Origin of the sequence: Neisseria montereyensis, assembly GCF_024834045.1 — a bacterium.
Lineage (GTDB): Bacteria > Pseudomonadota > Gammaproteobacteria > Burkholderiales > Neisseriaceae > Neisseria > Neisseria montereyensis.
This window is the reverse complement of record NZ_JANUXW010000002.1, coordinates 1-15,560: the sequence shown is the minus strand read 5'-3', so window position 1 is coordinate 15,560 and position 15,560 is coordinate 1. Positions and strand designations below refer to the sequence as shown.

Here is a 15,560-nt window from a genome sequence, read left to right as displayed (position 1 = left end):
ACATAGCCTCGATTATCGAATATACCATCGGACTTTTTATACAACGTCATCCATCTCATTCGAACTGGTATTTTTAGAGTGTGTACTTTGCAATATAGTTCGGGTACACAACATATCTTTACGCATAATGCATGCTAATTAAAAATAATATAAAGTTATTTTTTCCACAACAATCAAATAACTTACTTTCCAGATATAATGAAATCACATAAAAACCACTGTCGATTTTCTAGCGGATTCATATTCCAAAACAATAAAATCTTATACCCCTGCCGTTACCATATCCGTTTGGATATGTTTGCACGCCAATAAACTTCTCTTCCTATACCGTCATTTCTATACCGTCATTTCACACAAACAATAACCAACATAAATCCAATATATCTATTCCTAATCAACAGAAATATATTTAACTTCCCTAAATCAGGCCGTCTGAAAATAACAATTTAAATAAAATCCGACACTGTTTACCGTTTAAAACAACAGTAAACAGTGTCGGATTTGCAAAATAACCCGTACCGGCCAATTAATCAGTCGTTATAACAAAAATACTTAGTGCCTAATTCCAACCAAAATCTATCGCACCACAAATACCACAAGCATCAACTCCGATAATCGGCATTAATAGACACATACTCATGTGATAAATCACAAGTATAAACCGTTGCCTTATGCTTACCACGTTGTAAATCGACGCGAACGGTAATCTCTGGCTGATTCATTACTGCCTGGCCCATTTCTTCCGTATAACTTTCCGCCCTTCCTCCGTTTTCCGCCACCAAAGTATCCCCCAGCCACAACCTTACTTTATCGGTATCAAAGTTATCCAATCCGGAATAACCTATGGCTGCCAGCAACCGTCCTAAATTAGGATCCGAAGCAAAGAAAGCCGTTTTTACCAATGGTGAGTGCGCAATAGCATAAGCAACTTTTTTCGCTTCATTTTTATCAACGGCATTTTCTACCATAATAGAAATAAATTTAGTAGCACCTTCACCGTCGCGCACAATCGCTTGCGCCAACTCCAAAGCCAATTCGCCAAGCAGACTCTTTAATTCGTCATAACGCGGGTCGACAATATTATCAATTTCACTCTGTCCGGATTTTCCTGTCGCAACGATCACAAAACTGTCATTAGTACTGGTATCGCCATCGACCGTAATGCAGTTAAACGACATATCAGCAATTTCTTGTGTCATTAACTGTAAAACCGGCTGAGAAACATGAGCATCACACACAATAAAACCCAACATGGTCGCCATATTAGGGTGAATCATGCCGGAGCCTTTAGCAATACCCGTAGCGCGCACGGTATGATTTTTTCCCACTTTACCCTCGCGGCTGGCTGCTTTAGGCACGGTATCGGTTGTCATAATGGCACGGGCCGCTTCATTCCAGTGAACAGGTTTAACCTTAGGCAATGCAGTAAGGATTTTCTCATGAGGTAACGGTTCAAGAATCACACCGGTAGAAAACGGCAATACTTGAGTTGATTTGCAACCAACCTGTTTTGCGACAGCCTCACAAATAGTCAGCGCACGCGAACGGCCTTCCGCCCCCGTGCCGGCATTGGCATTCCCGGTATTAACCACCAATGCACGCACACCGTTTTCATCAAACAAATGTTCTTTGGCAAGATAAACCGGAGCAGCACAAAATCGGTTTTGTGTGAATACGGCGCCTGTTGTATTGTTATGATTCAACACAATCAAGGTTAAATCATTATGTTCATTTTTCTTAATACCGGCTTGGCCTACAAAAACCTGAACACCATCGATAATCAATAAGTCTTCCGCTTTTTTCTCTGTTAAATTAACTGCCATTTATGAACTCTCCTTTGTTTCCGCCTGTTTAGCTGCATGTTCTTCCTGAACACGATGCCTGAAACGCGCACCTGCAGCATGATAAAACGGTTTGGGTGAAAACTGCCGTGATACCTGAGATGCAAAAATAGCACCAATCAACAGCCAAAACAACAAATTCTGCCCTCCTGTCATTTCCATGACCACCACACTTGAGGTTAATGGCGCTTGTGTCGCAGCCGCAAGAAAAGCGGCCATACAAATTAACACAACTACGTTCACACCGGTTTGCAGATCGGCAAAATCAGCCATATGCTGTCCAAGCATAGCACCAACAGCTAAAGACGGAGTAAAAATTCCACCCGGAACACCCGCCCAATAAGATAAAATGGTTGCCGCCCATTTGGCTATGGCGACACCTTGTGGCGCATCATATAAACGGCGTAGGGCTTCCGATGCTTCCTGATAACCCGTACCAAACGTCTGCCCTTGATAAAACGTACCTAAAGCCGCCAATATAATACCGATCAGACCCGCCAATAAAATAGGATGCCGACGAACCCATCCTCTATACTTTTCGGGTACTACAGATGTCGCCCCCTTATACAGCAAACGGGCAAACAACCCACCGGCTAAACCGCAAACTAAGCCGCAAACCAATACCCAAACCAACATATCATCTAATTCGATACCGTGGAAACCTGAAAAGTAAGGGTTATTACCCTGTATGGCAACCTGAATAAAACCTGCTGCCAATACGCCGATAAAAATCTGCCGCTCCCAACGTAACAACACACCCCGTCCCAGTTCTTCAATCGCAAATACCACTCCTGCAAGCGGCGCATTAAATGCGGCCGCTAAGCCCCCCGCCGCACCTGCGGCAATCAAATCATTTTCCTGCATACCCTTAAAAGCCAAATTATGCTTTTTGCACCACGCACCCCACGCAGCCATTACCGCGGCACCAACCTGTACAGAGGGCCCTTCGCGTCCGATAGATGCACCGACAAGCATACCTAAAAAGGTGAGTGGGATTTTCAATATGGTCTGTACAAACACAATCGGTCGTATTTTTTGTGCCCCGTAAGGCAATGACAACGAGGCTAATACTTGTGGAATGCCACTGCCTGACGTATAAGGCGCAAAACGTCGGGTCAGCCAAACAATCAAAGGCAGACCTAATGGCAACGCAACCCATGCAAACCACGGATACTCCTGAACCAATCGCGCATTTTCCTCTAATGCCCAATCGGCAGCCTCTGCAAAAGCCAACGATACCAGTGCAACAAATGCCGCTCCAACCAATAAAAAAGTGAAAGCCAGTGTCTTTTTTGAAAGCCGCTGTGTTTGTTTGAGTTTGTGTAGAATTTTACGTTTGAATTTATGAAAACGAATAGATAAAAAGACATTCATAGAAAAATAACCTGTGCCATATAGTTTTCAAACAGCCTTCTTTAGAAAATAGAGAGTCCGTATTCCTTTCAATGCAATCGCTTTATTATAATCTGCTTTGCTTTACCGTTTGCAACTTTTCAAAAAAGATTTATACATGTCTTACACAAAATCTTATATATTAAAAAGCCGTCTGAAACATTCAGACGGCTTTTTAATGATTAAAGACAGCCTTTTCTTAACTTTTAATAATTCACTTATTTTCAATTAATCACAAAATATTTTTAATTCATAAAAGAAGCTAAAAAATAGCCGATAGCAATTAAAATAAACACTATCAACAAAATAATGCCAATTGAAATAAATGCCCTGGTTCCTTTAAACCAAAAACGCCAATTAAAGCCCCCTCTTTCTTGTATTAATTTTTGCTCCAACTCGGAACGGATTTGTTTACGCAACCGCTTTTCTTCTTCTTGTTTTTCCAATTGCAGCCTTAATGCTATTTCTTGTTGTTTTTTGCGCTCAAAAGCAACTTTTTCTTCCCACTCAATCCGTTTGCGCTCAATTACCGCATCAGTAGCTGTTGCAAAATGTAAATGACAGGTAGGACATTCCTCAGTGACCTCCGGTTCATCAATGATGGTACGACAAACCGGGCACTGCTCAACAATTTTCTTTGCATTTTCTTCCTGATTTTCTTCAGGAATTAACTCCAAAGAATGCCTGATAATGACATCCAACCCCAAATAACTGAAGTAATGTTGTGCATTTTCCCGCTCTTCTTTAGAACAATTTTCCGCAATAATTGCTTGTGGTCTTTCTGCTAATGCCTGAATTAAATCATCCGCTTGATTTTCCGGCAGATTGTCACGGAGGCAGGCATTAATACGTTCCTTATCAACACTGGGCGGATAGGATACATAAACATCGTAATATTTTTCTTTCATGATTATTCCGTACAATAGCCAGTATTAGATTATTTTTAAGTATCAATTATATTCCAAATGTTATGCTGCTTTCTAAACAGCCACATTACGTTAGGATGATAGAATATTTTATTCTCTGACCCTTGTCAGCCCATGCATATAAACGGCATATATTTACGATAATTTACTCAACAGTCTGATGCCTTACAAAAAAAATGACACTTATATAACAATGGAATATTTTAAAAAGATTTTATGATTATAAATTAAATGTGAATAATTGTAAAAAATTATCTACTTTAGAAATTATAAATATAGTTATATTCAAGACAATGTAAATAGTGATATTTTGTAAACTAAATCCGGTTATTGCTCCACTTACCAATTTATTTTAATAAGTTCAAACAATAACCGGTTTTCGCACATGCTAAAGACATTGATACATTTTTTAAATGATCATCATACTGAAAAAGAAGAACCGCAACCACATGTGGTTGTTGCATTAGGGTTACGAATGACAAACTGAGAACCATGCAGGCTTTCCGTATAATCAATTTCCGCACCAACCAAATACTGATAACTCATTGGGTCAACCAAAAAGGTTAAACCATTTTTTTCAATTTCAAAGTCATCGTCATTTTTAATTTCATCAAAAGTAAACCCATATTGGAAGCCCGAGCACCCGCCGCCATTAACAAAGACGCGTAGTTTCAAATCCGGGTTATTTTCTTCTGCAATCAGATCCGCCACTTTAGCGCAGCAGCTTTCTGTAAAAACAATAGGGGTTTCTTCAACAACAGTTGCTTCTTCTGACATGATGTGATTCCTTTTTACTTAGTATATTGAAAAATATTTTCTATCTAGTTTACGCCCAAACAAACCATTTTTCTATTATTTTAGGGCTTTTATACCGAATTTCAATAGCTTATCAAAAATAGATGTTTTATTTAAGATATTCTGACAATAATATTATACAGATATAAACACCTTTTTATCCGATACTATGATACTTTCTAACCTAATAAATCAAAGAATGGGATGCACAATATTCAAATTCTATGAAATTTAAATCGCCGTACACCACCCTTCCAAGTGGCGCTTCGCCAATCCGGCTAATGCATCAATCCAATCTGGATTAGCATTTAAGCAAGGAATATATTGAAATTGCTTTCCTCCTGCTTCATAAAACTGCTCTCTTCCTTCAATAGCCAATTCTTCCATGGTCTCCAAGCAATCACTAACAAAGCCCGGGCAAAATACATCCAGTTCGGTCACGCCTTGCTTTGGCAATTCATCAAACAACGCCTGTGTACTGGGCTTAATCCATTTAGCCTTACCAAACTGGCTTTGGAAAGAAACAATATAGTCGTTTTCAGTTAAAGAAAGTTCTGTAGCCAATAGCTCTGCAGTGCGATAGCATTCATTGGGATAAGGATCTCCCTCATCATGATTTTTTTGAGGGATTCCATGAAAACTTAACATCAATTTTTGCCCTCTACCGTTTTGCGACCAAAATGCTTCAATGTGATTCTTCATGGCACTGATATAACGTGCATCATCATAAAAGCGGGCTATCGTGCGGACGCTCATCTGATTACGTTGTTTTAAAATCTGTTCGAATACTTTATCCAAAGCGGCTCCGCTACTTGACGCAGCATACTGAGGATAAAGGGGTATAACCAAAACTTGCGCAACTCCCTCGCTTTTTAATTCTGCCAGCACGTTTGCCACCGATGGCTGCCCGTACGTCATGGCATGGCGCACAATTATATTATTGGGAAGCTTATCCGCAAGCAGCTCCGCCTGCCTTTCTGTATATACCGCCAAAGGCGAACCTTTATCCAACCAAATTTTCTGATACGCACGAGCACTTTTTTTAGGTCTAAGTGTTAAAACCAAACCATGTAATATCGGCTGCCACAATAACTTTGGCAGCTCTACGACTCGCGTATCCGATAGGAACTCGCGCAAATAAGGCTTAACAGCTTCAGCCGTCGGCGCTTCAGGCGTACCCAAATTAAGCAATAAGACAGCTGTTTTATTTTGACGGGTATAAGGCAATGCGGGTTCAGGAAGAAAACGAGACATAAAAGTCGGTATCCTATTATTTTTTAGTCAATATTCTAAAGTATTTATCCGATACAAAATACGAATAAATATTATGTTTTTCAATCAATTGCATTAATTTAAACAAATATCTCCATTCCCAGCAATAAAGCCGTATAACGCAACATTTTTCCTATGGATAACATCACCATACATTTACCGGCATTCAATTTAAGCCATCCTGCAGTAATCGGCAATCCGTCTCCAATAATCGGAACCCATGCCAATAATAAAGCCCAAATGCCATAATGATTAAGCATGCCGGAAGTCTTTTCAGATATTTTTTGAGGAGCCGGTAAAAGCCTACCCATCCAATAAGAAAAAATACTGCCCAAGCTATTAAAAAAAACCCACAATAAATAATGCATTCGACATTTCCTCAGGATGGTTTTGAACAAACAAAGCCAAAGAAACCTCTGATGTACCGGGCAAAATAGTTGCCGATGTAAACGCCGAAGCTGCAAGTGCTGTATAAAGGCTGAATGATGCCATTGTATATTAAATAAGCGGTGTCAAAAAATAAGTGTTATTGTATACACATAAACACCCAATGTATTTCTTCTTATTAATTGATTTAATCAATACCGCAATACCGCCAAACTGTCACTATTACCATTCATATATTTCGGGTTGACTAAAAATAGCATTTTGTGAAATAACGTAGATATTTTGTTAAAATTTGTTTTGTATTTCTATATCGCCCTTTCGAAGCTTTTCAATACATTCATATTATTTTTTCATATATGAATGAAAATCGCGCACATCCAATGTATGCGTCGAAAAATAGCGTTGGGAATATATCAAACTAAGCAAACAATGGCATCAATACATCATTTTCTCTATTGCCAAATAGATAATTTGAGTAAGAAATAGCAATCCTGTTCTTTAAGAAAAGACCTAAAAGTCAATTTAAGTAAATTTGTTGTAAACTTGGTTCAATTTTATTCAAAATAAATATGTATTAAGGTGTCGCCTATGTACTCATTATTTTTTATTTTAGTCATTTGATTACCATATAAAAAATAATTTATTTGCTATATTCAATACTCTAGCCGACCCCTATATTCCATAAGAATATAGGGTTTTGAAAAAAACCTTTGCATTATTTATATTGTATAAATCACTGTAAAAATAGCGCACTCATAATTTATTTGGCATAATAATGTTTGTTAAATTATGTTTTTTTAAGATAACTTATGAAACGGCCGACTTTTGTTACGGTGCTTGCTTGGTTTTTGATTATGACATCCGTGGCTTCAGCCACCATCATACTGCTAAACCCACATAATCAGGCGATACAAGAAATGGTGAAACAAATACCTGTTCCCATGGGGGTACATATTACCTTGTGTTCAGATTCTGCTATCAATACAGTAGCAGGATTTGCTATGCTTAAAGCGAAAAACTGGGGGCGTTGGTTATATGTATTATGCAGTTCGATCGGTATTTTGGCAGAGTTCATTATTTCACCTGACCGCCCGATGATACTTTATGGTATTGTATTATTCATCTGTATCGTATATTTTCTATTCCATTCACAAACACATTGTTATTTTCAAACCTCTAGTGGTGTAAGTAATGCGTAACTTTATCAGTATAATATTTTGCCTAGTTGTCGTGCTTTGTTTTTATATGTTGGGACTAACTTCATTTATCTCGACACAAACTACAGTGGATAAATGGTCGGCAGCAGTGTTTTTTGCGGCAGTAGGTTTAGTATGTTTGTTTATAGGCTTGGCATTACGCCGCTTTAAAAACTGGCGCTTAAATACCGCACTCACACTTTTGGCTGCCTGTCTGATAGTTTGCGGTGTTTTATTTACCATTATGGCAGCACCCGGAATCTTAGTCATTGCAGGAAACGGTAGTGTTATGTCTTTAAAAGATTTTGGAGACTATAAAACAGGAGGCAGTATTTTAACGGCTTTCCTAATTATCTCCGGCCTATTAACAATAAGGCATTACAAAGTAACCGAATTAAACGATAAAATTACTGCACTCAAACAAAGAATACAGCGCTTATAACACAGTCGATTTTATCCTACCCTCACGAAAGCAAGCCGTCTGAAAACTTTTCAGACGGCCTTTCTTATTACAAAATATCAGCAATGAATATTCAAACGTAAATTATCGTTTCGCAAAGCCTTTGCGTTGTAAAAACGGCAGAATATCCGGGCGGACTTCATGACAAAGAGTGGCACGCACCTGCTTGGTGTAATTTAAATCCAAATTACTACGGCGTTTGTAGTAATCGCTAATAAGTTCATCATATTCTTCATATACTTTTTCATCTAACGGTTTATAACCATTTTCAGAAATCACACATGTCAGCGGCCAACGCGGGCGCATAATAGGATCTTGAGCAGGATGGCCCAAACACATACCGAATAGCGGCACAACATGCTCCGGCAAATCTAGAACACGGTCAAAAGAATTAATATCATCACGCAAAGCGCCGATATACACGCCACCCAAACCCAAAGATTCTGCGGTCAGCAATACATTTTGCGCCATAATGCCGGCATCAATCGCGCCCATTAACGTCAATTCCGTCCAATCTACTTGCGCATCTTCTGCAATTTTTTTGTGTTTGGCAAAATCAATACAGAACACCAAAAGCTCGGCACTGGTTTCAATATAATGTTGATTGGCACCTACCGCACGCAATTGTTTACGTTTTTCAGTATCGGTTACACGGATAATATGCACAGGCTGCATAAAGCTTGAAGTCGAAGCGGCCTGACCGGCTTTCAAAATGGCCTCCAGCATTTCAGCTGTAATCGGCTCTTCAGTGAATTTACGGATGGAGCGGTGGTTTAACGCTGTTTCCAACGCGGGTTTGCTTGGTAAAACGGACATGAGTATTCTCCTGTTGTCATTATTCACAATCCGGTACATCAACTAACCAAGTTAATGGCAATCATATTGATCGAAGACGGCCGGAAATTTACATCACTTGCTACTATACTACCCGAAGTAGTTCCGATACAACCTAAGCACAGCTATAAACCAAAACGATACTTTGGCCGAAACTTCGTTATACACCCAAATAATTTTCCCTACTGGCCAACCATCGTGCCAAATGTGCTTCGACAATATCCGGCCGTTCAGCAATTAAACGGGGGGCGATTTCACGGGCATATTCGAGCAAATGCAAATCTTCTTCAAGATTAGCGAAACGTAACATCGGCACACCGCTTTGGCGGGCACCAAGAAACTCGCCCGGCCCGCGGATATTCAAATCTTGGCGTGCGATTTCAAAACCGTCGGTATGCTCATAAATAACTTTTAAACGCGCCTTAGCTAAATCGCTTAACGGTTCCGAAAACAGCAATACGCAAGTACTAACCGCCGCACCACGCCCCACCCTGCCGCGCAACTGGTGCAACTGAGCCAAGCCCATACGTTCGGCATGTTCGATCACCATCAAGCTCGCATTGGGCACATCCACACCGACTTCAATCACCGTAGTAGCCACCAAAACATTCAGATGGCCTGAGGAAAACTCATCCATAACCGCTGCTTTTTCAGCCGCTTTCATCCGCCCATGCACCAATCCGACGGTTAATTCAGGCAAGGCCGTCTGAAGCTCTGCCTGCGTATCAACAGCCGTCTGAAGCTGTAATACTTCACTTTCTTCGATTAGCGGGCAAACCCAATACACCTGCTGCCCTTTGCGGCAGGTATTCAATACAAAACCTTCTACTTCGGCACGGCGTGCACTATTCACCAAACGGGTTTTCACCGGTGTCCGATTGGGCGGCAGCTCGTCAATCACCGAAACATCCAAATCGGCAAAAAAACTCATGGCCAATGTGCGTGGAATCGGTGTTGCCGACATCATCAGCTGGTGAACATCGCTGCCTTTGTTTTTCAATGCCAACCTTTGCGCCACCCCGAAACGGTGCTGTTCATCCACAATCACCAATCCCAAACGCTGAAACTGAACATCATCTTGAAACAAAGCATGCGTACCGACGGCAATCGGTGCCAGGCCGTCTGAAATAGCCGTTTTATTTTGTTCTTTGGCCTTTTTACGTTGGCTACCGGAAAGCCTTGCCACCGCCAAACCCAAGGGCTCGAACCATTGTTTAAACTTAAAATAATGTTGTTCGGCCAGAATTTCAGTCGGTGCCATCACTGCCACTTGAAAACCGGCTTCCACCGCAGTCAGCGCTGCTAATGCGGCCACAATGGTTTTACCACTACCGACATCACCCTGTAATAAACGGTGCATAGGGTGGGTTTGCGCCATATCCGTCCGAATTTCAGACAATACGCGTTGCTGCGCCTGCGTGAGCCCGAACGGTAACGCCGCCAGTAATTTATCCGACCATGCTCCCGTCCCCACCAACGGCTTAGCCTGGCCACTGATACGCTTCTGCCGTGCCAGCCTCATGGAAAGTTGTTGTGCCAATAATTCATCAAACTTCAAACGCTGCCATGCCGGCAAAGTGCCGTCTGAAAGCTGATAAATACCGTATTCGGGCGGCGGTGCATGTAACAACCGCAGGCTTTCGGCCAAGTGCGGCAATTTCAGACGGCCTAATAATTCATCCGGTAAGGTGTCATGTAACGATACGGCTTCTAAGGCCGTCTGAACAATCCGCCGTAAAGTGGGCTGGTTTAATCCGTTCACACTGGGATAAACCGGCGTTAAGCTTTCCGCCAAACCACTGTTTTCGGCATCACGGATTTTCGGGTGAATCATTTCGCTGCCATAGAAGCCGTGTTTGATTTCACCCACTGCCCGTATACGTTTACCCACCGCCATTTGTTTTTGATGGCTGGGGTAAAAGTGGATAAAACGTAAAAACAAAACACTGCCGCCCTCATCGCGTATCTGAACGATAAGCTGTTTGCGCGGTTTGAACCGAACTTCCTGATGAATGACCTCACCCTCAACCTGACACGGCACGCCGAAGGGCGCATCTTTTATCGGCATAATATGGGTTTCGTCTTCATAACGCAGCGGCAGGTGCAGCACCACATCCCACGGTGTTTGAAGACGAAGCTTGTCTAATTTCTTGGCAGTCGCTTCTGTAACTTTTAGCAGCTTTTGATGTTCGGGGGTCATAATATTCAAGAAACGGTTTCAGACGGCTATTTTAAACGATTTTCTCAATACCTTAATTAAAAAAGCCGTCTGAAAACTTTTCAGACGGCCTGACATTCTTAAGAAACGGTATTGGCTTTATGAGGCAAGACGGCAAGTCGTTTCAGTTACATTGCCATAAGGATCGGTAAAGGACAAGATACCGTCACCGGCTTTTTGATGCCATGATGTTTTTTTGTCGGCAGATACATAACGCTCGCCTGAACCGGATACGGCAATATCCAATACGGCATTGTATTTTCTATCATTCAAACCGTATTCAACAGCCACTCTGTCTGTTCCTGCATCTTTAACGGTTACAGTAAATGCATTACGGCAAGTAAACATTTGGGTAGGACGTGGTGTACGGTTATAACCTGCCTGTGCACTATCATTGCTTTCAAAACCTTGGCGAGTTTCGCCAGACACACATGCGGCCAAAGCCAGAGCAGCAGTCAAAGGTAAAAGCATTTTTAAAGTTTTCATCAATATTTCCTTAATGAATTAAAACTAAAATATAACAGCCGGTTCATATACGGCTGAATGCAATACTACTGCCTGTTCGGGCACCAACCGTTCCGCTTAACCTGAATTTACTTGTGTTTTCCCGCTCTGTTGTGCTTTTCAGACGGCCCAATCCCTTATAAAATGAGAAAATTTACTGTATCTGTTAAGCAGACAGTCTAAAAACTTTAATAAATCAACGTTTCCATCACGAGAAAACCATGACCGATTACAGCAAAACCGTCAATCTTCACGAATCACCTTTTCCCATGCGCGGCAATTTGGCTAAGCGCGAACCGAATTGGGTAAAAGATTGGCAGGATCAGCAACGCTACCAAAAACTACGCCAAAAAGCACAAGGCCGCCCGAAATTTATTCTGCACGACGGCCCACCCTATGCCAATGGCGATATCCATATCGGCCATGCCGTCAATAAAATTCTTAAAGACATTATTATCCGCAGTAAAACACTGGCAGGATTCGATGCGCCGTATGTGCCCGGTTGGGACTGCCATGGCTTACCAATTGAAGTAATGGTTGAAAAATTGCACGGCAAAAACATGCCCGATGCAAAATTCCGTGAATTGTGCCGCGAATATGCTGCCGAGCAAATTGCCCGTCAGAAAAAAGACTTTATCCGTTTAGGTGTATTAGGCGATTGGAACAATCCCTATCTGACTATGGACTTCAAAACCGAAGCCGATACCGTAAGAACGCTGGGTGAAATTTATAAAGCCGGCTATCTCTACCGTGGTGAAAAACCTGTTCAGTTTTGTTTAGACTGCGGCTCTTCATTGGCGGAAGCAGAAGTTGAATATAAAGACAAAATTTCCCCGGCTATTGATGTTGCCTATCCATTTAAAGATACCAAAGCACTCGCCCAAGCTTTTGGCTTGGAAAGCATTAACGGCGAGGCATTTACAGTGATCTGGACAACCACGCCATGGACATTACCCGCCAGCCAAGCGGTCAGCGCTGGTGCCGAAGTGGTATATCAATTGATTGACACACCTAAAGGCATTTTAGTCTTAGCCAAAGACTTGGCAGAAGAAGCACTAAAACGCTATGGTATTGAAGCAGGTGAAACCAAAGTCTTAGCAGAAACTACCGGCGATAAACTTGAAAACCTACACATGAGCCATCCGTTCTTAGAGCGCGATATTCCCATGTTAAACGGTGAACACGTTACCACCGACGCCGGTACCGGTTTGGTACATACCGCACCATCACATGGTTTGGAAGACTATTTCGTCTGCCTCAGATACAACATCAAACTCGACAACCCGGTTAACAGCGAAGGCCGCTACCGCAGCGATGTACCGCGTGTAGCCGGCATGACGGTTTGGGAAGCGAACCCCGTAATTATCGAGTGGCTTACTGAAGAAAACCGCCTATTGGCCAACGCAAAAATCGAACACAGTTATGCCCACTGCTGGCGGCATAAAACCCCGTTGATTTACCGTGCCACCGGCCAATGGTTTATCGGTATGGATAAAGCCGGCACAGATGGTAAAACTTTGCGTAATAAAGCGCTGACTGCCGTAGACGATACTGAATTCTTCCCATCTTGGGGCCGCGCACGACTGGAAGCCATGATCGAAGGCCGACCCGACTGGGTAGTTTCCCGTCAACGGTATTGGGGCACACCGATGACTTTCTTTGTGCACAAAGAAACCGGCGAGCTGCACCCCCGATCTGCCGAACTACTCGAAGAAGTCGCTAAACGCATTGAAGAAAAAGGGATTGAAGCTTGGTTTTCACTTTCTGCCGAAGAAATGTTGGGCGAAGAAGCCGCGGACTATGAAAAACTAAAAGATACAATGGATGTGTGGTTCGATTCAGGTAGCACTCACTTTTCAGTACTGAAGCAGCGCAAAGAGTTAGCCTGGCCGGCTGATTTATACTTAGAAGGCAGCGATCAACACCGCGGCTGGTTCCAATCTTCTATGCTGACAGGTTGCGCCTCTATAGGTCGTGCGCCCTACAAACAACTATTGACTCATGGTTTTGTAGTGGATCAAAACGGTAGGAAAATGTCGAAATCTATCGGTAACGTAGTCGCGCCTCAAGAAGTGTACAATGAGTTTGGTGCCGATGTTCTACGCCTATGGACAGCTTCAACGGACTACAGTGGCGAATTGGCAATTTCTAAAGAAATTCTCAAACGGGTGACAGAAAGCTATCGCCGTATCCGTAACACCCTCAGCTTTCTATTTGCCAATCTTAGTGATTTCAGCCCCATCGAACATGCCGTACCACAAGATCAAATGGTGGAAATCGACCGTTATGCTCTGATTCTGGCCCGCCGTCTGCAAGAGCGCTTAGCAGGAGATCACTACCCACGCTATGCTTTCCATTATGCGGTTAAAGATATTGTAAGCTTCTGCTCGGAGGACTTGGGCGCATTCTATCTGGATATCTTAAAAGATCGCCTCTACACAACCAAAGCCGACAGCCATGCCCGCCGCAGCGCCCAAACCGCGCTGTATCACATCACCCGTAGTCTGGTTTTGCTGATTTCACCCATTCTTTGTTTTACTGCGGAAGAAGCATGGAATATTATCGGCGGTGGTGAAGAAGACAGCGTTTTATTCCATACATGGCATGAATTCCCACCCATCAATGAAAAAAGCGAAGCCGAGCTGGTAAAAAAATGGCAGGCCGTACGCGAAGTACGCGAAGCCACTACTGCCGCTATCGAACCATTACGCAGCAATAAAACCGTCGGTTCTTCATTACAGGCCGAAGTAGAAATTACCGCCCCTGAAGAACTGGCTCATTATCTGGAAACACTAGGTGATGAATTGCGTTTTGTACTGCTAGTATCCAAAGCTACCCTAACCAAAGGTAGCGAATTAAATGTTACCGCTAAAGTCAGCGATGGTGAAAAATGCGAACGCTGCTGGCACTATACCGATGATGTAGGTTCAGTTTCTGAATACCCTCATATCTGTAAACGTTGCGCTGATAATATTGGCGGAAAAGGCGAAGAGCGCCTATATGCTTGATATATTAATTTAATACGTTAAACTAAGAGTAAACAGAAAATATTCAATTTATATTTTCAGACGGCTCTATGTATTAAGCTGATAATCAAGCAAGTTGGAAAGGCATAATATCCCCTTAATTTCCCAAACCTAAACAAGCCGGTCTCATATACAAGCCCGGCTGTTTATCTTCCCGCTCAGTCTGTCCCCGGTTTGGCCGATATGGTAATCTATTTGATTTCCACCCGCCTCAAGCCAAAGCAAAGCCCCATCATCTTGACGGGGCTTTGTTGTATTGTTTTTCTACCACTACCGCGATGACGGTTTATTTCTTCAAAGCGGGTTTGGCCTTACGTTTGCTAGGTTTGTCAGAAGTCACCGCCTCCTCCCGCACCTTCGCTAAAATACCGTCACCTATCCCCTTCACATTCTTCAACTCCGATACCGTCTTAAACGCACCGTTCTCATCACGGTACGCCACAATCGCCGCCGCCTTCGACGGACCAATCCCCGGCAATTCCGCCAACTCCTCGGCACCCGCCGTATTGATATTCACCGCCGCTCCCGCCATCGCCATTGACGCCGCCGCTAACATCCCCAACAAATAACGCTTCATCTCTACTCCTTTTCCATAATGTATTAAATGCTATCTTCTTCTCAAATAACAACCCCATCATAAAGCAGTACATCGGCATAAACAATTATTGTCACTACCTTTACCATATCTGTTGTTATGACGTCACAATAA

12 protein-coding genes and 1 pseudogene are annotated in these 15,560 nt (G+C 42.5%); 3 read left to right on the top strand and 10 right to left on the bottom strand.

Features of this window, described 5'->3' with window-relative positions; translation table 11 throughout:
- Nucleotides 1–602 precede the first annotated feature (602 nt).
- The 6 genes and pseudogenes from argJ to NXS09_RS02345 form a co-directional block, all read right to left on the bottom strand.
- Nucleotides 603–1,823, bottom strand: a complete 1,221-nt coding sequence (argJ, locus tag NXS09_RS02370) for a bifunctional glutamate N-acetyltransferase/amino-acid acetyltransferase ArgJ (RefSeq protein WP_259290968.1) — start codon at nt 1,821–1,823, stop codon at nt 603–605.
- A complete protein-coding gene (locus NXS09_RS02365; protein WP_259290967.1) occupies nt 1,824–3,215 on the bottom strand; it encodes a chloride channel protein in 1,392 nt (463 codons plus the stop codon).
- A 263-nt stretch (nt 3,216–3,478) separates the two neighbouring features.
- Complete coding sequence (locus NXS09_RS02360) at nt 3,479–4,141, bottom strand: hypothetical protein (RefSeq protein ID WP_259290966.1); 663 nt, start codon at nt 4,139–4,141, stop codon at nt 3,479–3,481.
- Nucleotides 4,142–4,579: 438 nt separating this feature from the next.
- Complete coding sequence (erpA, locus tag NXS09_RS02355; RefSeq protein ID WP_259290965.1) at nt 4,580–4,936, bottom strand: iron-sulfur cluster insertion protein ErpA; 357 nt, start codon at nt 4,934–4,936, stop codon at nt 4,580–4,582.
- A 249-nt stretch (nt 4,937–5,185) separates the two neighbouring features.
- A complete protein-coding gene (hemH, locus tag NXS09_RS02350; protein WP_259290964.1) occupies nt 5,186–6,208 on the bottom strand; it encodes a ferrochelatase in 1,023 nt (340 codons plus the stop codon).
- Nucleotides 6,209–6,306: 98 nt separating this feature from the next.
- Nucleotides 6,307–6,718: pseudogene (locus NXS09_RS02345) on the bottom strand (YqaA family protein).
- A gap of 704 nt (nt 6,719–7,422) precedes the next feature.
- Between NXS09_RS02345 and NXS09_RS02340 the strand changes: the two are divergent.
- Both NXS09_RS02340 and NXS09_RS02335 read left to right on the top strand, forming a co-directional pair.
- A complete protein-coding gene (locus NXS09_RS02340) occupies nt 7,423–7,812 on the top strand; it encodes a YbjO family protein (RefSeq protein ID WP_259290962.1) in 390 nt (129 codons plus the stop codon).
- Nucleotides 7,805–8,251: a hypothetical protein gene (locus tag NXS09_RS02335; protein ID WP_259290961.1), complete on the top strand. Its 447-nt coding sequence runs from the start codon at nt 7,805–7,807 to the stop codon at nt 8,249–8,251. The genes NXS09_RS02340 and NXS09_RS02335 overlap by 8 nt, the downstream gene beginning before the upstream one ends.
- A 102-nt stretch (nt 8,252–8,353) precedes the next feature.
- On the opposite strand, the gene nfsA is transcribed toward NXS09_RS02335, so the two are convergent.
- The 3 genes from nfsA to NXS09_RS02320 form a co-directional block, all read right to left on the bottom strand.
- Nucleotides 8,354–9,085: an oxygen-insensitive NADPH nitroreductase gene (gene nfsA, locus NXS09_RS02330; RefSeq protein WP_259290960.1), complete on the bottom strand. Its 732-nt coding sequence runs from the start codon at nt 9,083–9,085 to the stop codon at nt 8,354–8,356.
- Between the two features lie 178 nt (nt 9,086–9,263).
- A complete protein-coding gene (gene recG / locus NXS09_RS02325; RefSeq protein WP_259291304.1) occupies nt 9,264–11,306 on the bottom strand; it encodes an ATP-dependent DNA helicase RecG in 2,043 nt (680 codons plus the stop codon).
- A gap of 114 nt (nt 11,307–11,420) precedes the next feature.
- Nucleotides 11,421–11,807, bottom strand: coding sequence for an MliC family protein (locus NXS09_RS02320; RefSeq protein ID WP_259290959.1), 387 nt, complete (start codon nt 11,805–11,807; stop codon nt 11,421–11,423).
- Nucleotides 11,808–12,046: 239 nt separating this feature from the next.
- On the opposite strand from NXS09_RS02320, the gene ileS reads away from it, so the two are divergent.
- Complete coding sequence (ileS, locus tag NXS09_RS02315) at nt 12,047–14,833, top strand: isoleucine--tRNA ligase (RefSeq protein ID WP_259290958.1); 2,787 nt, start codon at nt 12,047–12,049, stop codon at nt 14,831–14,833.
- A 304-nt stretch (nt 14,834–15,137) separates the two neighbouring features.
- Here ileS and NXS09_RS02310 read toward each other — a convergent pair whose 3' ends face one another.
- Nucleotides 15,138–15,428: a ComEA family DNA-binding protein gene (locus tag NXS09_RS02310; RefSeq protein WP_259290957.1), complete on the bottom strand. Its 291-nt coding sequence runs from the start codon at nt 15,426–15,428 to the stop codon at nt 15,138–15,140.
- Nucleotides 15,429–15,560 lie beyond the last annotated feature (132 nt).

What these genes read in the sequence shown, in the direction of transcription:
- argJ (WP_259290968.1), bottom strand. Translation starts at nt 1,823, where the DNA reads ATGGCAGTTAATTTAACAGAGAAAAAAGCGGAAGACTTATTGATTATC.
- NXS09_RS02365 (WP_259290967.1), bottom strand. Translation starts at nt 3,215, where the DNA reads ATGAATGTCTTTTTATCTATTCGTTTTCATAAATTCAAACGTAAAATT.
- NXS09_RS02360 (WP_259290966.1), bottom strand. Translation starts at nt 4,141, where the DNA reads ATGAAAGAAAAATATTACGATGTTTATGTATCCTATCCGCCCAGTGTT.
- erpA (WP_259290965.1), bottom strand. Translation starts at nt 4,936, where the DNA reads ATGTCAGAAGAAGCAACTGTTGTTGAAGAAACCCCTATTGTTTTTACA.
- hemH (WP_259290964.1), bottom strand. Translation starts at nt 6,208, where the DNA reads ATGTCTCGTTTTCTTCCTGAACCCGCATTGCCTTATACCCGTCAAAAT.
- NXS09_RS02340 (WP_259290962.1), top strand. Translation starts at nt 7,423, where the DNA reads ATGAAACGGCCGACTTTTGTTACGGTGCTTGCTTGGTTTTTGATTATG.
- NXS09_RS02335 (WP_259290961.1), top strand. Translation starts at nt 7,805, where the DNA reads ATGCGTAACTTTATCAGTATAATATTTTGCCTAGTTGTCGTGCTTTGT.
- nfsA (WP_259290960.1), bottom strand. Translation starts at nt 9,085, where the DNA reads ATGTCCGTTTTACCAAGCAAACCCGCGTTGGAAACAGCGTTAAACCAC.
- NXS09_RS02320 (WP_259290959.1), bottom strand. Translation starts at nt 11,807, where the DNA reads ATGAAAACTTTAAAAATGCTTTTACCTTTGACTGCTGCTCTGGCTTTG.
- ileS (WP_259290958.1), top strand. Translation starts at nt 12,047, where the DNA reads ATGACCGATTACAGCAAAACCGTCAATCTTCACGAATCACCTTTTCCC.
- NXS09_RS02310 (WP_259290957.1), bottom strand. Translation starts at nt 15,428, where the DNA reads ATGAAGCGTTATTTGTTGGGGATGTTAGCGGCGGCGTCAATGGCGATG.